At 71.9% G+C, this 14,278-nt stretch carries 19 protein-coding genes; 9 read left to right on the top strand and 10 right to left on the bottom strand.

Annotation, left to right across the window (positions count from 1 at the left end; translation table 11 throughout):
• Positions 1 to 113: 113 nt before the first annotated feature.
• Entirely contained in the window at positions 114 to 1,175 is a 1,062-nt protein-coding gene (locus tag MKK53_RS19860; protein ID WP_243930483.1) for a TRAP transporter substrate-binding protein, read from the top strand.
• 213 nt (positions 1,176 to 1,388) lie between these two features.
• On the opposite strand, the gene MKK53_RS19855 is transcribed toward MKK53_RS19860, so the two are convergent.
• Positions 1,389 to 1,610 carry a hypothetical protein gene (locus MKK53_RS19855; protein WP_243930482.1) on the bottom strand — a complete coding sequence of 74 codons (222 nt, stop codon included), beginning with the start codon at positions 1,608 to 1,610 and terminating at the stop codon, positions 1,389 to 1,391.
• A gap of 178 nt (positions 1,611 to 1,788) precedes the next feature.
• Between MKK53_RS19855 and MKK53_RS19850 the strand changes: the two genes are divergently transcribed.
• Positions 1,789 to 2,175, top strand: coding sequence for a hypothetical protein (locus tag MKK53_RS19850; RefSeq protein ID WP_243930481.1), 387 nt, complete (start codon positions 1,789 to 1,791; stop codon positions 2,173 to 2,175).
• Positions 2,176 to 2,328: 153 nt separating this feature from the next.
• Positions 2,329 to 2,898 carry a peptidase S14 gene (locus MKK53_RS19845; RefSeq protein WP_243930480.1) on the top strand — a complete coding sequence of 190 codons (570 nt, stop codon included), beginning with the start codon at positions 2,329 to 2,331 and terminating at the stop codon, positions 2,896 to 2,898.
• Between the two features lie 132 nt (positions 2,899 to 3,030).
• Here the strand turns inward: MKK53_RS19845 and MKK53_RS19840 are convergent, their stop codons facing one another.
• Positions 3,031 to 3,225: a hypothetical protein gene (locus MKK53_RS19840; RefSeq protein WP_243930479.1), complete on the bottom strand. Its 195-nt coding sequence runs from the start codon at positions 3,223 to 3,225 to the stop codon at positions 3,031 to 3,033.
• 448 nt (positions 3,226 to 3,673) lie between these two features.
• Between MKK53_RS19840 and MKK53_RS19835 the strand changes: the two genes are divergently transcribed.
• The 4 genes from MKK53_RS19835 (at position 3,674) to MKK53_RS19820 (ending at position 4,808) form a co-directional block, all read left to right on the top strand.
• Positions 3,674 to 3,934, top strand: coding sequence for a hypothetical protein (locus MKK53_RS19835; protein WP_243930478.1), 261 nt, complete (start codon positions 3,674 to 3,676; stop codon positions 3,932 to 3,934).
• Complete coding sequence (locus tag MKK53_RS19830; protein ID WP_243930477.1) at positions 3,931 to 4,185, top strand: hypothetical protein; 255 nt, start codon at positions 3,931 to 3,933, stop codon at positions 4,183 to 4,185. The genes MKK53_RS19835 and MKK53_RS19830 overlap by 4 nt, the downstream gene beginning before the upstream one ends.
• 139 nt (positions 4,186 to 4,324) lie before the next feature.
• A complete protein-coding gene (locus MKK53_RS19825; RefSeq protein WP_243930476.1) occupies positions 4,325 to 4,534 on the top strand; it encodes a hypothetical protein in 210 nt (69 codons plus the stop codon).
• Positions 4,535 to 4,619: 85 nt separating this feature from the next.
• Positions 4,620 to 4,808, top strand: a complete 189-nt coding sequence (locus MKK53_RS19820; protein ID WP_243930475.1) for a putative motility protein — start codon at positions 4,620 to 4,622, stop codon at positions 4,806 to 4,808.
• A 4-nt stretch (positions 4,809 to 4,812) separates the two neighbouring features.
• On the opposite strand, the gene MKK53_RS19815 is transcribed toward MKK53_RS19820, so the two are convergent.
• Entirely contained in the window at positions 4,813 to 5,124 is a 312-nt protein-coding gene (locus tag MKK53_RS19815; protein ID WP_243930474.1) for a hypothetical protein, read from the bottom strand.
• Positions 5,125 to 5,389: 265 nt separating this feature from the next.
• On the opposite strand from MKK53_RS19815, the gene MKK53_RS19810 reads away from it, so the two are divergent.
• Complete coding sequence (locus MKK53_RS19810) at positions 5,390 to 6,742, top strand: APC family permease (RefSeq protein ID WP_243930473.1); 1,353 nt, start codon at positions 5,390 to 5,392, stop codon at positions 6,740 to 6,742.
• 49 nt (positions 6,743 to 6,791) lie between these two features.
• On the opposite strand, the gene MKK53_RS19805 is transcribed toward MKK53_RS19810, so the two are convergent.
• From MKK53_RS19805 to MKK53_RS19795, 3 genes are all read right to left on the bottom strand, one after another.
• Complete coding sequence (locus tag MKK53_RS19805) at positions 6,792 to 7,355, bottom strand: SAM-dependent methyltransferase (RefSeq protein ID WP_243930634.1); 564 nt, start codon at positions 7,353 to 7,355, stop codon at positions 6,792 to 6,794.
• A gap of 320 nt (positions 7,356 to 7,675) precedes the next feature.
• A complete protein-coding gene (locus MKK53_RS19800) occupies positions 7,676 to 8,098 on the bottom strand; it encodes a RidA family protein (RefSeq protein ID WP_243930472.1) in 423 nt (140 codons plus the stop codon).
• 140 nt (positions 8,099 to 8,238) lie between these two features.
• Positions 8,239 to 9,351, bottom strand: a complete 1,113-nt coding sequence (locus MKK53_RS19795; protein ID WP_243930471.1) for an FAD-binding domain-containing protein — start codon at positions 9,349 to 9,351, stop codon at positions 8,239 to 8,241.
• A gap of 218 nt (positions 9,352 to 9,569) precedes the next feature.
• Between MKK53_RS19795 and MKK53_RS19790 the strand changes: the two genes are divergently transcribed.
• Complete coding sequence (locus MKK53_RS19790; RefSeq protein ID WP_243930470.1) at positions 9,570 to 12,221, top strand: ATP-binding protein; 2,652 nt, start codon at positions 9,570 to 9,572, stop codon at positions 12,219 to 12,221.
• A 67-nt stretch (positions 12,222 to 12,288) separates the two neighbouring features.
• Here MKK53_RS19790 and MKK53_RS19785 read toward each other — a convergent pair whose 3' ends face one another.
• Genes MKK53_RS19785 through MKK53_RS19770 form a run of 4 tightly spaced genes read right to left on the bottom strand, consistent with a single transcriptional unit; the run spans position 12,289 to position 14,181 of the window.
• Complete coding sequence (locus MKK53_RS19785) at positions 12,289 to 12,726, bottom strand: YeeE/YedE family protein (protein WP_243930469.1); 438 nt, start codon at positions 12,724 to 12,726, stop codon at positions 12,289 to 12,291.
• A complete protein-coding gene (locus MKK53_RS19780) occupies positions 12,723 to 13,142 on the bottom strand; it encodes a YeeE/YedE family protein (protein WP_243930468.1) in 420 nt (139 codons plus the stop codon). Before MKK53_RS19780 ends, MKK53_RS19785 begins: the two co-directional genes overlap by 4 nt.
• The gene (locus MKK53_RS19775; RefSeq protein ID WP_243930467.1) at positions 13,139 to 13,528 is read right to left on the bottom strand and encodes an ArsR/SmtB family transcription factor; all 390 of its coding nucleotides are present in this window, start codon (positions 13,526 to 13,528) and stop codon (positions 13,139 to 13,141) included. Before MKK53_RS19775 ends, MKK53_RS19780 begins: the two co-directional genes overlap by 4 nt.
• Complete coding sequence (locus MKK53_RS19770) at positions 13,528 to 14,181, bottom strand: peroxiredoxin (protein WP_243930466.1); 654 nt, start codon at positions 14,179 to 14,181, stop codon at positions 13,528 to 13,530. Before MKK53_RS19770 ends, MKK53_RS19775 begins: the two co-directional genes overlap by 1 nt.
• Between the last annotated feature and the right edge of the window lie 97 nt (positions 14,182 to 14,278).

Below are 14,278 nucleotides of genomic sequence, written 5' to 3'. Positions count from 1 at the left end.
GCATACAGGTTCTGAATTCAATAAGCGCCGACCGGGCCATCGGGGCCGCCGGGCGACGACAAGGATCCGTGCGTGGCACAGCTCCGCGACACGGCGAACAGGAGAGAAACGCCGTGGTCGCACCCGCCGACGATGCCACCCGCCGCCACCGCACCACCCTCGACCGCCGCGCCGTCCTCGGTCTCGCGGGCGCCGCAGCGCTGGGCGGCACGGGGGTGTTCAGCCCGGCCATCGTCCGGGCGCAGGGCGCATCGGTGAAGCTGAAGTTCGGTAACGACGTGCCGCTCACGCACTCGCTCAACGTCCGCCTCGCCGAGGCGATCAGCGCCATCGAGCAGGAGACGAACGGACGCTTGTCGATCTCCGTGTTCCCGAGCAACCAGCTCGGAAGCGATACGGACATGATCTCGCAGCTGCGCTCGGGGGCCCTCGAACTGGCCACGATGCCGACGACCCTGCTATCGACCCTGGTCCCCTCCGCCGCGCTCCCGGCGATCGGCTTCGTCTTCCCGAGCTACGACAAGGTCTGGCCGGCGATGGACGGCGAGGTCGGCGCCTACATGCGCGGCAACATCGAGAAGGCCAACCTGCACCCGTTCGAAGCGATGTGGGACAACGGCTTCCGGCAGATCACGACGAGCACGAAGCCGATCCGGGGTCCTGAGGATCTGAAGGGCTTCAAGATCCGCGTGCCGGTGGTGCCGCTGTGGGTGTCGCTGTTCGCGGCGCTGGGCGCGGCGCCGACGAGCATCCCCCTGAGCGAGGCCTATGCCGCGCTGCAGACGCGGATCAGCGACGGGCAGGAGAACCCGCTGGCGATCATCAACGCCACGAAGTTCTACGAGGTGCAGAAGTTCTGCTCCCTCACCAACCATGCCTGGGATGGGTTCTGGCTGCTGGCGAGTGGCCGCACCTGGAGATCGCTCCCCGCCGAGCTCCGGGATGTCATGGCCAAGCACTTCAATGCGGCCGCCCTGAAGCAGCGCGAAGACAACCTCAAGGACAGCGCCGCCCTGAAGGCGGGGCTGGAGAGCAAGGGCTTGGCCTTCAATACGACCGATCCCGCGCAGTTCCAGCAAGCCCTCGCCAAGACCGATTTCTACAAGACCTGGAAGTCGAAGTTCGGACCCGAGGCCTGGGCCCTTCTGGAGAAGTATGCCGGAACCATCGGGTGATCGATCCGCCGACACCCGACCGATGATCGGCACGATCCTTTCGGGTCCGCCCGGCGTTCGGGGGCGGGGTGGACCGGCGATCTCCGGGTTTCGCCGAAGCGGGGGGCGCGCCCTTGACCCGCGGGGAAGGGTTGCCCCTCCACGCGGGCGGCGTCACGGGGCGGGGGTCTCGCCCGCGGGCGAGACCGTCCGACAGAGGGTGTGGCCGGGCGCTCAGCCGGCGCCGTACCCGCCCTTCCGGTTGCCGTCCGAAGGGAGCGGCGGCCGGTTGTCGTAGCCGCCGCTCGCGGGGCCCTGATCGTCGGGGCTTTCCGGCCCGCCGGGCGATGTCGGCCCAGCGGCGCCCTGGCCGTCCGTTTTCGTCTCTTCCCCGGGTGCGGGCCCCGGCGGCACCATGCCGAACGCCTCACGCGCCGCGTCGATATCCGTGCCCATGCCGGTCTCCCTGTGTCTCGTGAGAGTCCAAGGCGTGGGACCTGGGCGGGTTCCCACCGGGGCCACCCGCGGGGACCGGCGACCCCACGTGCGCCCCGACCGGAACAGATCGTCCCGGTCGAGGCTTGCCGCTGGTCGATCGCGCCTGGAGCCGACGCCGGTCGCGGGAGACATGCACGTGCGCTACCGAACCTTCGTGATCGCCGCCGCGCTGGCAGGCCTTTCCGCCGGCCCCGGTCGGACGCAGGACCAGGAGACGCTGGCTCAGAAGGCGCAGGCCCAAGAGGAGCAGGCCTTGGCCCTCCTTCGGGCGTCCAGCGCCCAGTCCGCCATCATCACGTTCTGCGCCAAACACTTCACCATCGACGGCACCACCGCCTTGCGGATCTCGCAGACCGCGCGTGATGTCGCCTCCAAGATACTGGGCGAGGACCGGTCGACCGCGGCCTTCAAGGACGAGCTGGCCCGGCGCTATGCCGAGGTGAAGGACATCGGCGAGCAGCAATGGTGCGCCGACCAGAGGGACGCGCTCGCCCAGGGCGAAGCCCAGATCTTCAAGAACTGAGGCCCCGGCCCCGCCGGATCGGTGCGACGGGCAAGGAAGTGAAGGGCCAGGGGGGTGACGGGCGAGGCGGCGGGGCCGCCCCCCTTCCCGCACGCGGTGTTCGGGCCCGTCGGGGCCTGTACGCCGCGGTGGCTCTGCCGCTACGATGGGCCCATGACCTTACCGCTTCTCCCCGCCTCGGCCTTCAAAGCGCCGACAGTCCTTCTCTCCGGGTCTGTCGATTACGCCATGTACAAGGACTTCCGTCAGCAGTTCGAACCGGCCCATGAGCAGGATCTGGTCGTGATCGAGCTTTCGACGCTCGGCGGCGACCCCGAGGTCGCGCGGATGATGGGGGAGGATGTCCGCTACCACAGCGAGATGAATCCCGAGAAGCGCTACGTCTTCCTGGGCAAGGCCGCCATCTACTCGGCCGGCACGACGTTCATGAGCTTCTTCGCCCGGAGCAACCGTTACCTCACCCGGGGGACGCGGCTGATGATCCACGAGCGCAAGATGAACAAGACGCTGCACGTGCAAGGGCCCCTGACCACATGCGTCGCGGCGGTGAAGGCCACGCTGCACGAGATCGAGACATCGATCACCATCCAGAATGAGGGCTTCGAGAACCTGATCCGCGGCTCCTCGGTGACGATGGACGAGGTGCTGCAGCATGCGCCCGCCAACTGGTACATCGAGGCGGAGGAAGCCCGGCGGCTCGGCCTCATCGAAGCCGTGCTGTAGGGCGCGCCGCCGGCCCGGCCACGGCCGTCCCGCCGGACCGCCCCCTCGGCCGGGCGGCGGTCACTTGGGGGCGCGGGCCTCAGTTGAGGCCATGGGCCGCGCCCGCGCGGGGGACGCGGGGCCGTGCGGCGGTCAACCCTCGCCCGGTACCGGGTGGTCGACGTTCTGCTCCTTCTCGTCGAAGGTGAAGCCAGCCAGCCAGTCCGCGCTCTCCTGTGACCCCGCCCGATACGGATCGGCGGTGTAGGACGCCCCGGATTGCTTGGCCGCCTTGCCCTCTTCCCATTCAGCGGAACGGCTCGCCATGACGACCTCCTTCGTGCGCATGCGTCTCGGCAGGGCCAACGCCGCTGGCGCCGATAGGATGCCGGCGTTCCCGGCCCGCTCCGTGTCCCCGAACCCGACGGGGCTCATCGGCGAGCCCGCATCCGTGGGAGGCGACCCGCGCTCCTCGTCCGAAACCGGAGGGCCTTACTTCGACAGGATGTTGGTGACCCACCGGAACGCCACGCCGGACATATCCAGCGCGGTCAGCACAGCCACGATACCCAAAACGGTTCCCAGCATCGCGACCTCCGCCTGCGCCATCTTCGTTGGCGCTAGCCAACTTCAGACAGCAAGGCAAGCATACCCGGACGAGGGGGGGACGGGGCATGGCCCCCCTGCACCGCCGGCGCCCGGCCCGGATCGGTCGCCAACGCCACAGGGCGGACCTATCGCACCGGGACGCGGTTGCTCGTCAGGATCCGTCGTGACGGATCAGCGAGGTGGATGGGTGACAGAGCAGCATTCCAATCAGAATGGACGGTACGGCGGCCCAGGCCTGCCGATGTTTTATGGGGTGATCGCCTCTGTCGGTTTCATGATGGGCGCCCTGGCGATCCTGATGGCCGGGGTGACGTCCGGCGGACATTTGAGCGGCCGCATGGGATCGCCCGTCGGCGTGGTTCATGTGGCCAACGGGCTGCCGGTCCCGTCGGGGGAGACCGGGGGCAGACCGGGTGCCGGGGCGTCGACCGGGCTGGCGGCACGGTGAGCGCCCGTCTCACCCGTTCGCTGCAGAGATCCCTGACCGATGGCAACGAGCCTCAGGCCCGGATCAATCACGGCCATGTCGGCGCCGCGCAGCTCGGCACCTGCGACGAGGCCGGCGGCGGCCCCCCGACCTCGCAGCGCATGAAGTTCGCCCACGCGAACGAGGCGGCGTCGGAGCAGGTCCGGGACGCCGTCAGGGCGCTCACCGGCCGAGTCTGGGCCTGCCGGCCTTCTCCGGCTGCGTCGCCATGATCGGCGGTGCGCTCGCTCTCGGGATTTGGGCCTTCCCGTAGCGCCCGGGAGGCTCGGGCGAAGCCCCGGGCGGCGCCGGACGGCCGGACGCGACGGTCGCCGCCCGGACCCGCTCGCAGTTCGGCCGGCGCGACCCCACATGCTGAATATGATCACCTTCACGCCGAACCCGCACACGCTGCGGATCACCCCGTCCTCCACGGAGCCGGGCCGCTTCGACTGGGCGATCACCCGCGATGGCGTGGTCGTCCGCCAGTCGGTCAGGTCCTTCGCCTCGCAGGGCGCGTCGGAGGCCAACGGCGACGCCGCGCTGCGGGACGTCACGTTCCAGTGGCGCGGCGCGCGGTAACTGCCGCGTTCCGGCCCCGAGGTTGCGGCAAATACGACAAGGGCCGATCACCGGTCCTTTACGGATCGCCGGCTAGCCTCGGGGCATGACCAGCGTCCTCACTCAAGCCGTGCAGATGCAAGCCGGGGGCTTCGCCCAATCGGTCGGCACCGCGGTCGCCCGCCAGCAGATCGATGCCCAGAAATCCGTGGCGGACATGGTGGCCCAGACCGCCGTGGCGGCCTCGCCGCCCGCACCGGCCGGGCAGGGGCAGCGTCTCGACGTGCGCGTCTGAGGCCTCAGTACCGCACGTTGGAGATGCCGCCGCCGCTGCGGCTCACGACGCCCTGGATCACCTCCTTGGTGGAGGGGCTGATGCCGCCATCGCTGCGCAACCGGCGGCCATCGGCCCGTTCGAGGCGGGCGACATCGTCGGAGCAGCGGTCCAGCGCGTCGCGGACCCTGAGCGAGGCGGGCACGCCGCGCTGTGCGGGGGAGCCGGCCATCTCGAAGCGCAGGCAGGATGCCAAATGCCCTTTGAGATCGTCGAAGGCGGCGGCCTGAGCGCCCGAGGCGAGGGCCACCGAGATCAAGGCAACGCGGACAAGCATCTGAGCCTCCACTCACGGGTGAACGCTGCGCAAACGCGCGAGAGCCGCATTGGTGGCCGCGGCGGGTTCAGTCGGACGTCGCGCCCCGCCGGCCCCGGACCGGGACGCTCCGGTCGGCCCCAGGGGCACGGCGCACCGACCGCCTCCGGGCGTCCCGCGCCATCGCGATCACCGCGCCCGGGAACGGAGTCGGTCGCTCCCGGGTAGCATCAGACACGAGGCGGTCAGGCCCGCCATCGGTCACCCCGCAGTGCGGCCACAGGCAATGGCGGACCTTGTCCCGACCGACCCGTCGCGCGGCAGGGCGGCCCCCTCCGTCGCGACGCCGGCGGCGACCGCCCTCGTGGTGGCCGACATGATCGGCGTCGGGGTGTTCACCAGCCTCGGCTTCCAGGTGTCCGACATCCAGTCGGGTTTCGGGCTGCTGCTGCTCTGGGGCATCGGTGGGTTGGTCGCACTGTGCGGAGCGTTCAGCTACGCCGAGCTGGCGACGATGTTTCCCCGCTCCAGCGGCGAGTACACCTACCTCACCCGCGCCTACGGTCCGGCCCTCGGATTCATGGCGGGCTGGCTCTCGGCCACGGTCGGCTTCGCGGCGCCGGTGGCCCTGGCCGCGATGGCGTTCGGGCAATACGCCAAGGCCTTCCACCCGGCGGCACCGGCGCTTCCGCTCGGCCTCGCGATCATCTGGGCCGTCACGGCCATCCGCGTGGCGGGCGGGCGCTTCGGGGAGGCGTTCCAGGTCGGCTCGACGCTGCTGAAACTCCTGCTCATCGTGGCCTTCATCGGCGCCGGTCTCGCCACCGGAGGGGGACCACCCGTCAGCTTCGCGCCGGGCGCGTTCGATCCGGCGCAGGTCTTCAGCACCGGCTTCGCCGTCAGCCTCGTCTTCGTGATGTACGCCTACTCGGGCTGGAACGCGGCGACGTACATCGCCGGCGATCTGGCCGACCCACACGACAGCCTGCCCAGGGCCCTGTTCCTCGGGACGGGCCTCGTGGTCGTGCTCTACGTCGCCCTGAACGCGGTGTTCCTCTACACCACGCCGCTGAACGAGCTCGCCGGGCAGATCGACGTCGCCCTGATCAGCGGCCGGCACGTCTTCGGCGCGGATGGCGGCCGGGTCGTCGGCGCGGTGATCTGCTTCGGCCTCATCCCGACGATCGGTGCGATGATGTGGATCGGCCCGAGCGTCACGGCGACGATGGGCGAGGACATGCCGCTCCTGCGCATCTTCGCGCGCCGCACCCGCGGCGGCGCGCCCGCGGCCGCGATCCTTTTCCAATGTCTCGTCGCCAGCCTCCTGCTCCTCACGCAGAGCTACGCGGCGGTGCTGGAATTCATCCAGTTCGGCCTCACCCTGTGCGCGTTCCTGGCGGTGCTCGGCCTGATCAAGCTGCGGATCACCGAACCCCACCTGCCGCGGCCCTATCGCGCCTGGGGCTACCCCGTCACGCCGATCATCTTCCTCAGCGTGACCCTGTTCATGCTGGTCTATCTCGTCGCCGCGCGGCCCATCCAGTCGCTCTGCGGTCTCGGCCTGATGCTCCTCGGCCTCGCGCTGTATGCCGTCGCGCGCGCCCAGGCCCGGCGCGAGGCCGGGCGACGGGCTGCGTGAGGCGCGCCCTCCCCCCGCCCGCGGAGCCGGCGCTCACCCGTCGCGCGGATCACCGGTCGGAGGCGTCGGCGGCCTTGGTCACGCGCAGCACGTCGAGGCGGTACTCGGCCGTCCTCGACTGCTTCAGGACCCGGGCGAAGCCCGCCGCACCCGCGATGAAGCCTTCGGCCGCATCGTCGCCGGAGAGCGGATAATGGGTCACGCCCAGCCAGTGGACCAGCACGATGTCCGCCTCCGGCAGGACCGCGCCCTCGACCCGGGCCACGAGGCGGGCGAGGTCGGCGCGGTCGAGGTAATAGGCCACCTCCGAGATCACGATGAGGTCGAACCGCCCCTCCGGCCAAGTGCCGGGCACGGCCGCGAGCAGGAAGCGCGCGTTCGGGCAGTCGGCGCAGCGGGCCCGCGCCGCGTCCAGCACGGAGGGGACCACGTCGAGTCCGATCAGCGCGTCGCACCGGGGACAGAGCTGATGGGTGAACACGCCGATGGAGCATCCCACGTCGAGGGCGGACGCGTAGTGGGCGCGCGGCAGGGCCGCGAGGGTCGCGGCGTACTTGTCCCGCTCGTACGGGCTCGTGGCGAACTGCCAGGGGTCGGACTCGGTGGCGTACATGCCCTTGAAGTAATCGGGATCGAGGGTGACCGGCCGGCGGCCCGTCGGCGTGCCGGCATTCGTCTCCCCGCCTGACGCCCCTCCGATCCCGAGCAGGGTGCCGGCGGCGGCGACGCCGCCCGACTGGAGCAGGAGGCGGCGTGAGAATGGCCCGCGGTCGCGCACGAAACACCTCAGGTTGCCGATCCCCGTAGCAGTGGGAACCACGCGCCGGTGCGGCGGTTCCGGGGCGTGATCGGGCGGTGCCACCGTGCTGGGGTTCCGCTCCCGACACGCAGCCGCCGTGGGGACCGCCATCGGCGCAGAGCAGGGGCAGCCATTCACAGGCTCCCGGGCGACATCGGCTTGGGGTGATGGGCAACCTCGGAGCCCCTGCGCGCGGTCACCTCGATTTCGATCTTGACCCTGCGGTCGATCAGACCCGCCTCGATCATCGTCGCTGCGGGCCGCGCTTCCCCGAACGCGCCGCGGAGGGCGGGCCAGCACGCGGGGAAGTCGTCGGCTGAAGGGAGGATGTAGCGCACCCGCACCACGTCGGCGAAGGTTGCCTCGGCCTCGCGCAACGCCTGGGCGATGTTCGCCAAGCACTGCTCGGCCTGGGCCGCGACGTCGTCGGCGATGGTCATCGTAGCGTAGTCAAACCCAGTCGTGCCGGACACGAACACCCACTCGCCGTCGACGACGGCGCGGGAGTAGCCGATATCGTGCTCGAATGACGAGCCGGACGAGATGAGGTGGCGCATCGCATGTCTCGGACGAACCGGCCCATCTTTTCGCAGGGCCCGCAGATCTGCAATGGATCGGAAGAGGGCGCGGCGGCGACGTCCGCTGCGCCCCGACGCTCACGCATGCCCTGCCCGGCGACGCGGACGACGCGAGCCGATCAGGCCGACACCACCTGGGGGATCCGGCTTCTCAGCCGGGAATAGCCGCGGGTGGAGAACGGCCATGCCGCCTCGTCCCAGGCGCGCCGGACGCGCAGGCAGCCCGCCGGCAGTCCCTCCGCGGACGGCCCGACCGGCGCCCACGCCGTGACGACCGGACGGTCGCCGGACCAGTCCCCGGTGGCCGGTCCCGCCTCGCATCCGAAATGCGCTCCCGCCCGGTCCAGGGCATCGGCCAGCGCCGCCGCATCGGCCGCGCGCACCCGGTCCGAGGCGCCGGGGGCGTGGGCGAGCAGACCGCCGACCCGGGCGACCCGGGCGCCGGCCAACGGCAGGCTCTCGGGGTGGAGGTCGTCGAGGTGGATCAGCAGGGCCACGTCGCCGGGGGGCGGCGTATCGGCCACCGGCAGGGCGACCTCGCGCGGCGGCATCGGTTCGTCGAGGGAATCCGGGTACTCATCGAGGCCCACGGGGTCGAACCGGCCGTTCGTGTAGCGGCGGATGTTCTCCGCGCGGGCGACGTAGTGCTTGCCCCGGGTGTGCAGGCCCGCCACCCAGCGCCAGGACAGGGTGTTGCTCGCCGGGTCCCCGTCCAGGAGGTGGCGCAGGAAGAAGTCCGCGCCCAGCGCCCAGGGAAGGCGCAGGGTGAAGATCCAGATCGAGGCGAACCACATCCGCGCGTGGTTGTGCAGCCAGCCGGTCTCGACCAGCTCCCGGGCCCAGTCGTCGAAGCCGTCGATGCCCGTTCGGCCCTCGATCGCCATCGCATGGGTCCGGCGCAGCCCCGGCTCGGCGGCGAGCCGCCCGCGATCCGCCGCGGCCAGGGCGAGGAAATCGGTCCAGGCCGCGGGGTGGGTCTCCAGGTGGCCCTTGAAGTAGGTCCGCCAGAAGACCTCGGACACGAACTTCTCCGCCCCGCCGTCACCGAACGCGGCCTCGGCGGCCGACACCACCTCGGCCTCGGTGATCAGGCGGCGGCGCAGGTAGGGCGACAGCGCGGACGTGGTCGTGCGTCCCCCCGGCCCGGCATCGGTGTTGCGGGAGGCGGCGTAATCCGCGCCGGCCTCCGCGAGGAAGGCGGTCAGCCGGTCGAGGCCGGCGGCACGGGTCATGGGGAAGGTGCGATCCATGCCGCTGAGCTAGCGCTCTGCCCCGTCCGTGCGATTGCGACCCATTCCCCGGCGGCGTTCCCTCGGTGAGGCGCCCCTCGGAACGGGAGCGCCGGCAACCTCGGCGAGGCCACCGTGTTGTCGAGGGTCCCGGCTCTCCGCATCGCGTCGGAACGCGGCCTCGCGCAGGCGAGCGCACCAGCCCCGCCATCGAGCCGCCCATGACCGACCCGATCACATTGCCCCCCGAGGTCGCGGACACCCGGCGCCTCGACGCGCTCCGGGACCACGACATCCTCGACACGCCCCCCGAAAAGGGGTTCGACGACATCGTCGAGCTGGCGCGCATGACCTGCGCGGCCCCGGTCGCGCTCGTGAGCCTCGTCACGGACGACCGGCAATGGTTCAAGGCGCGGGCCGGCTTCGCCCCGTGCGAGACGTCCCTCGACAAGTCCGTCTGCGCGCATGTCCTGGGCTCGCCCGACCTGCTGATCATCCCCGACCTCACGCAGGACCCGCGCACGCGCGAGAACCCCCTCGTCACGGGCGAGCCGCACCTGCGCTTCTATGCCGGCGCACCGCTGGAGGAGCGGGGCGGCCAGCGCCTCGGCAGCCTCTGCGTGATCGACCTCGTCCCCCGTCCGGAGGGCCTGGACCCCCGGCAGGCCACGGCGCTGCGGGCGCTGGCCGGGCAGGTGATGTCCCAGTTGGAGCTGCGCCGCGGGGCCGCCGACCGGGAGCGCATCCTCGCGGGCCAGTCCGCGCTGATCGCGCAGCAGAACGCCCTGATCTCCGCCCAGGCCGCGGTCACGCGGGCGGACGGGAACCGGGACGCCATCCTCGATGCCCTCGTCGGCGGCGTCATGGATGCCATCCCCCAGGCCGAGGGCGGCGTGATCGAGTTGCGGGACGGCGCCACCCTCGCCTACCGCGCCGCCGGCGGCACGCTCGCGGCCCATGCCGGGCTGCGGGTCCCCATCGCAGGCAGCCTCGCGGGGCACTGCCTGACGACCGGCAAGCCGGTGATCTGCCCCGACGTGCTCCTCGACCCCCGGGTGAAGCGCGACCTGCTGGTCCAACTGGGCCTGCGGTCGGCCGTCTGCGTCCCGATCCTCCGGGGGCGCTCGACCATCGGCGTCCTGAAGCTGCAGTCGAGCCGCCCGGATGCGTTCTCGGGGCGAGACCTGCGCATCGCGACCCTGTTCGCCGGCGCCATCCCGGCGGGCCTCGCCGAGGCCGGCGAGGCGGAGGCGCGCCGCGGCATCCGGGCGAGCGAGGCGACGCTGCGGACCGTGATGGAGACGCTGCCCGTCGGCGTCCTCATCGCCGAGGCGCCGACCGGGCGCATCGTCGGCCACAACGCCCGCGTCGCCGCCATCCTGGGCCACGCGGTCCCCCTCGAGGCCCCCGGCAGCGCGCCGGCGGCCTGGGTCGGGCTGCACGCCGACGGGCGCCCGGTCGAGCCGGGGGAGTGGCCGCTGGTGCGCGTGGCGCAGGGCGGCGAGGCGGCCGCCGAGCTCGAGGTCGACTACCGCCGCGGGGACGGCACCCGCGCCTGGATCGGGTTCTCGGGCGCCCCGATGCACGACGACGACCGCGTCGTCGGGGCCGTGGTGGTGGTCACCGACATCGACGGGCGCAAGCGCGCCGAGATCCAGCTCGCGGCCGCCAAGCACGCCGCGGAGGAGGCCAACCGGGCCAAGAGCGAGTTCCTGGCCAACATGAGCCACGAATTGCGCACCCCGCTCTCGGCGGTCATCGGCTACTCGGAGATGCTGCAAGAGGAGATGGAGGATCTCGGCCACGAGAACCTCCTGCCCGACATGCGCAAGATCGAGTCGAATGCCCGCCACCTCCTCGGGCTGATCAACGACGTCCTCGACCTGTCGAAGATCGAGGCCGAACGGATGGAGACCTACGTCGAGGAGTTCTCGGTCGAGTCGCTCGTGCGCGACGTGGCCTCCACCGTCGATGCGCTGGTCGCCAAGAAGGGCAACGTCCTTACCCTCGACCTCGGCGGGGACCTGGGCGAGGCGCATACCGACGCGACGAAGCTCCGCCAGTGCCTGATCAACCTCCTCGGCAACGCCGCCAAGTTTACCGAGGCGGGGCGGATCACCTTGTCGGTGGCGCGGGGCGACCGGGAGGGGGCGGAGTGGCTGACGTTCCGCGTGGCCGACACCGGCATCGGCATGAGCCCCGAGCAGCAGGAACGGCTGTTCGAGCGGTTCACCCAGGCCGACGCCTCGACCACGCGCAAGTTCGGCGGCACGGGGCTGGGCCTCTCCATCACCCGCGCCTTCGCCGCCATGCTGGGCGGCGAGATCGCGGTGGCGAGCGAGGAAGGGCGCGGCACCACCTTCACGGTGTCGGTGCCCGCGCGCATCGTCGGCACCGCGGCGGGCGCGGAGCCCCACGCCCCGCCCGACGCGGACGGAGAGGCCCCCGGCGCCGACGACGCCGAACAGGGCGTCGTCCTCGTGGTGGACGACGACCCGGCGACGCGGGAACTGGTCGCCCGCTTCCTGGAGCGGGACGGGTTCCGGGTCGCCGTGGCGGCCGACGGCCGGGAGGGCATGGACAAGGCGCGGGCCCTGATGCCGCGGGTGATCCTGCTCGACGTGACCATGCCGCGGATGGACGGGTGGTCGGTGCTGCGGGCCCTGCGGGGCGACGCCGCGTTCGCGACCACGCCCGTGGTGATCCTGACCGTGCTGAACGAGCGGAACCTCGCCTTCTCCCTCGGCGCCACCGATTACCTGCAGAAGCCGATGGACTGGGACGAGCTGCACCGCCTGATGGACCGCTTCCGCCCCCAATGCCGCACGGCACCGCCGCCCGCTTTGGCGGAGGACGGCATCGGCCAAGCGTGAACACGGTCGCCGGGCGGCGGCGCTGCCAGCCTCCGTCCCGGATCGCGACGACGGCGGGGGGGAGAACTCAGGGGCCGACGGCGGGGGCACGCTCCGCGGTGAAGCGGTAGAGCAGCATCCCGGCGAGCATGGCCGCCACGAACAGCGCGACCTCCGGCAGGCCGAGGGTCAGGCCGGCCAGGGCCGGGCCGGGGCAGAAGCCGGCGAGCCCCCAGCCGATGCCGAACAGGACGGCGCCGACGAGGAGCCGGGCATCCACGCTCCGGTTCGTCGGCACCTCGAAGCGGGGGGCCAGGGCGGGCCGGGCCATCCGCCCCCTGAGGGCGTAGCCCAGGGCCGAGACGGCGACCGCCCCGGCCAGCACGAAGGCGAGGCTCGGGTCCCAGGCGCCGGCCACGTCGAGGAAGCCCAGGACCCTCCCGGGGTCCATCATCCCCGACAGGGCGAGCCCGAGGCCGAAGAGCAGGCCGCTGCCGAAGGCGGCGAGGAGGCGCGGGGCGTTCATCGGGCCACTCCGTGCCGGACGAGGAAGACGGTGACGATGGCCGCCGCCATGAAGGTCGCCACCGCCGCGAAGGAGCGCGGCGACAGCCGGGCGAGGCCGCAGACCCCGTGGCCGCTGGTGCAGCCCGCCCCGAGGCGCGTCCCGAAGCCGACGAGGAGCCCCGCCGCCACCAGCATCGGCCACGGCGCGCCGATGCGGACCTCCGGCCAATGCCCCGTCAGCCCGCGGAACAGGGCGGGCCCGGCGAGCAGCCCGACGAGGAAGGCCACCCGCCACGCCCGGTCCCGGGCCGCGGGCCCGAGCAGGGTGCCGAGGATGCCGCTGATCCCGGCGATGCGGCCGTTGGCCAGCAGCAGCAGCGCCGCCGCGGCGCCGATCAGGGCGCCGCCCGCGAGGGGGGCGAGGAAGGCCGTCACGGCTCGTCTCCGATCCGCCCGAACATCGCCGCCTGCCCGAGGGCCCGCGCCCGCGCCTCGGGGCTGCGCGCCGGCAACCGCCGGGGCGGGCGTTCGGCGATCAGGATGTCCTCGACGGCGCTGAGGAGCGTGCGCAGGCGCGGCTCGGTCAGGTCGTAGAACACCGCCTTGTGCTCCCGCCGGGTGGAGACGACCCCACCGCTGCGCAGCGCGCCGAGCTGCTGCGACAGGGTCGGCTGCCGGATACCGAGGCGCTGCTCGACCTCCGAGACCGAGCACTCGCCCTGCGCCAGCAGGTAGAGGATGCGCAGCCGGTTGGGGTTGGCCACCAGCTTCAGCAGGTCGGCGACCCGGGTCGCCGTCGCCTCATCCGTGCCCGACGCCATCAGACCCCCTCCAGGCGGTAATACCAGTCGGCCCCGCAGGCGCCGACCTCGTCGCTCGTCGTGGGCGGGTTGACCAGGACCGGCTCGCCCGGTTGCCACCCCTCCGGCGTCGAGATGTCGGCCGCGTCGGAGGCCTGGAGCGCCCTCACCAGCCGCAAGATCTCGGCGACGCTGCGTCCCACCGTCAGCGGATAGGCGATGACGGCGCGCACGATGCCCTCCGGGTCGATGACGAAGGTGGTGCGCACCGTGGCGGTCGAGGTCGCGCCGGCGGGCAGCATGCCGTAGGCCCGGGCGATCCCCATGGCCGGGTCCTCCACGATGGGGAACGGCACCCGGACGCCGAAGCTCTGGGCGATGCTCTGCTGCCACGCGAGATGCGAGGGCAGGCTGTCGACGGACAGGGCGAGCAGGTCGCAATCCAGCGCCCGGAACGCCTCATCGGCCCGCGCGAAGGCCACGAACTCGCTGGTGCAGACGGGGGTGAAGTCCGCCGGATGCGAGAAGAACACCAGCCAACGGCCCCGGTAGGACGAGAGGGTGCGGGCGCCCATCGTGGTGCGGGCGCGGAAGTTCGGTGCCGCATCCCCGATGATCGGGGGACAGGCGGACGGTGGCGCGGCGGCGGGGCCGCTGTCGGTTTCGGCACTCATGGATCGACGCTTGGGGAACGGGATCGCCGATGATGGATCGATCCCGTTCATTCGGTCAATATGCTTTTATGTAATTCGTCGTACGAGATGACATAGA

The sequence above is a fragment of the Methylobacterium sp. J-076 genome (assembly GCF_022829405.1).
Lineage (GTDB): Bacteria > Pseudomonadota > Alphaproteobacteria > Rhizobiales > Beijerinckiaceae > Methylobacterium.
Note: the sequence above shows the minus strand (reverse complement) of the source record. Positions and strands in the feature narration are given on the sequence as shown.

Bases quoted from the DNA above. Each gene is read 5' to 3' on its own strand.
- MKK53_RS19855 (WP_243930482.1), bottom strand. From the start codon at position 1,610: ATGGGCACGGATATCGACGCGGCGCGTGAGGCGTTCGGCATGGTGCCG.
- MKK53_RS19845 (WP_243930480.1), top strand. From the start codon at position 2,329: ATGACCTTACCGCTTCTCCCCGCCTCGGCCTTCAAAGCGCCGACAGTC.
- MKK53_RS19840 (WP_243930479.1), bottom strand. From the start codon at position 3,225: ATGCGCACGAAGGAGGTCGTCATGGCGAGCCGTTCCGCTGAATGGGAA.
- MKK53_RS19825 (WP_243930476.1), top strand. From the start codon at position 4,325: ATGCTGAATATGATCACCTTCACGCCGAACCCGCACACGCTGCGGATC.
- MKK53_RS19820 (WP_243930475.1), top strand. From the start codon at position 4,620: ATGACCAGCGTCCTCACTCAAGCCGTGCAGATGCAAGCCGGGGGCTTC.
- MKK53_RS19815 (WP_243930474.1), bottom strand. From the start codon at position 5,124: ATGCTTGTCCGCGTTGCCTTGATCTCGGTGGCCCTCGCCTCGGGCGCT.
- MKK53_RS19810 (WP_243930473.1), top strand. From the start codon at position 5,390: ATGGCGGACCTTGTCCCGACCGACCCGTCGCGCGGCAGGGCGGCCCCC.
- MKK53_RS19805 (WP_243930634.1), bottom strand. From the start codon at position 7,355: ATGTACGCCACCGAGTCCGACCCCTGGCAGTTCGCCACGAGCCCGTAC.
- MKK53_RS19800 (WP_243930472.1), bottom strand. From the start codon at position 8,098: ATGCGCCACCTCATCTCGTCCGGCTCGTCATTCGAGCACGATATCGGC.
- MKK53_RS19795 (WP_243930471.1), bottom strand. From the start codon at position 9,351: ATGACCCGTGCCGCCGGCCTCGACCGGCTGACCGCCTTCCTCGCGGAG.
- MKK53_RS19790 (WP_243930470.1), top strand. From the start codon at position 9,570: ATGACCGACCCGATCACATTGCCCCCCGAGGTCGCGGACACCCGGCGC.
- MKK53_RS19785 (WP_243930469.1), bottom strand. From the start codon at position 12,726: ATGAACGCCCCGCGCCTCCTCGCCGCCTTCGGCAGCGGCCTGCTCTTC.
- MKK53_RS19775 (WP_243930467.1), bottom strand. From the start codon at position 13,528: ATGGCGTCGGGCACGGATGAGGCGACGGCGACCCGGGTCGCCGACCTG.
- MKK53_RS19770 (WP_243930466.1), bottom strand. From the start codon at position 14,181: ATGAGTGCCGAAACCGACAGCGGCCCCGCCGCCGCGCCACCGTCCGCC.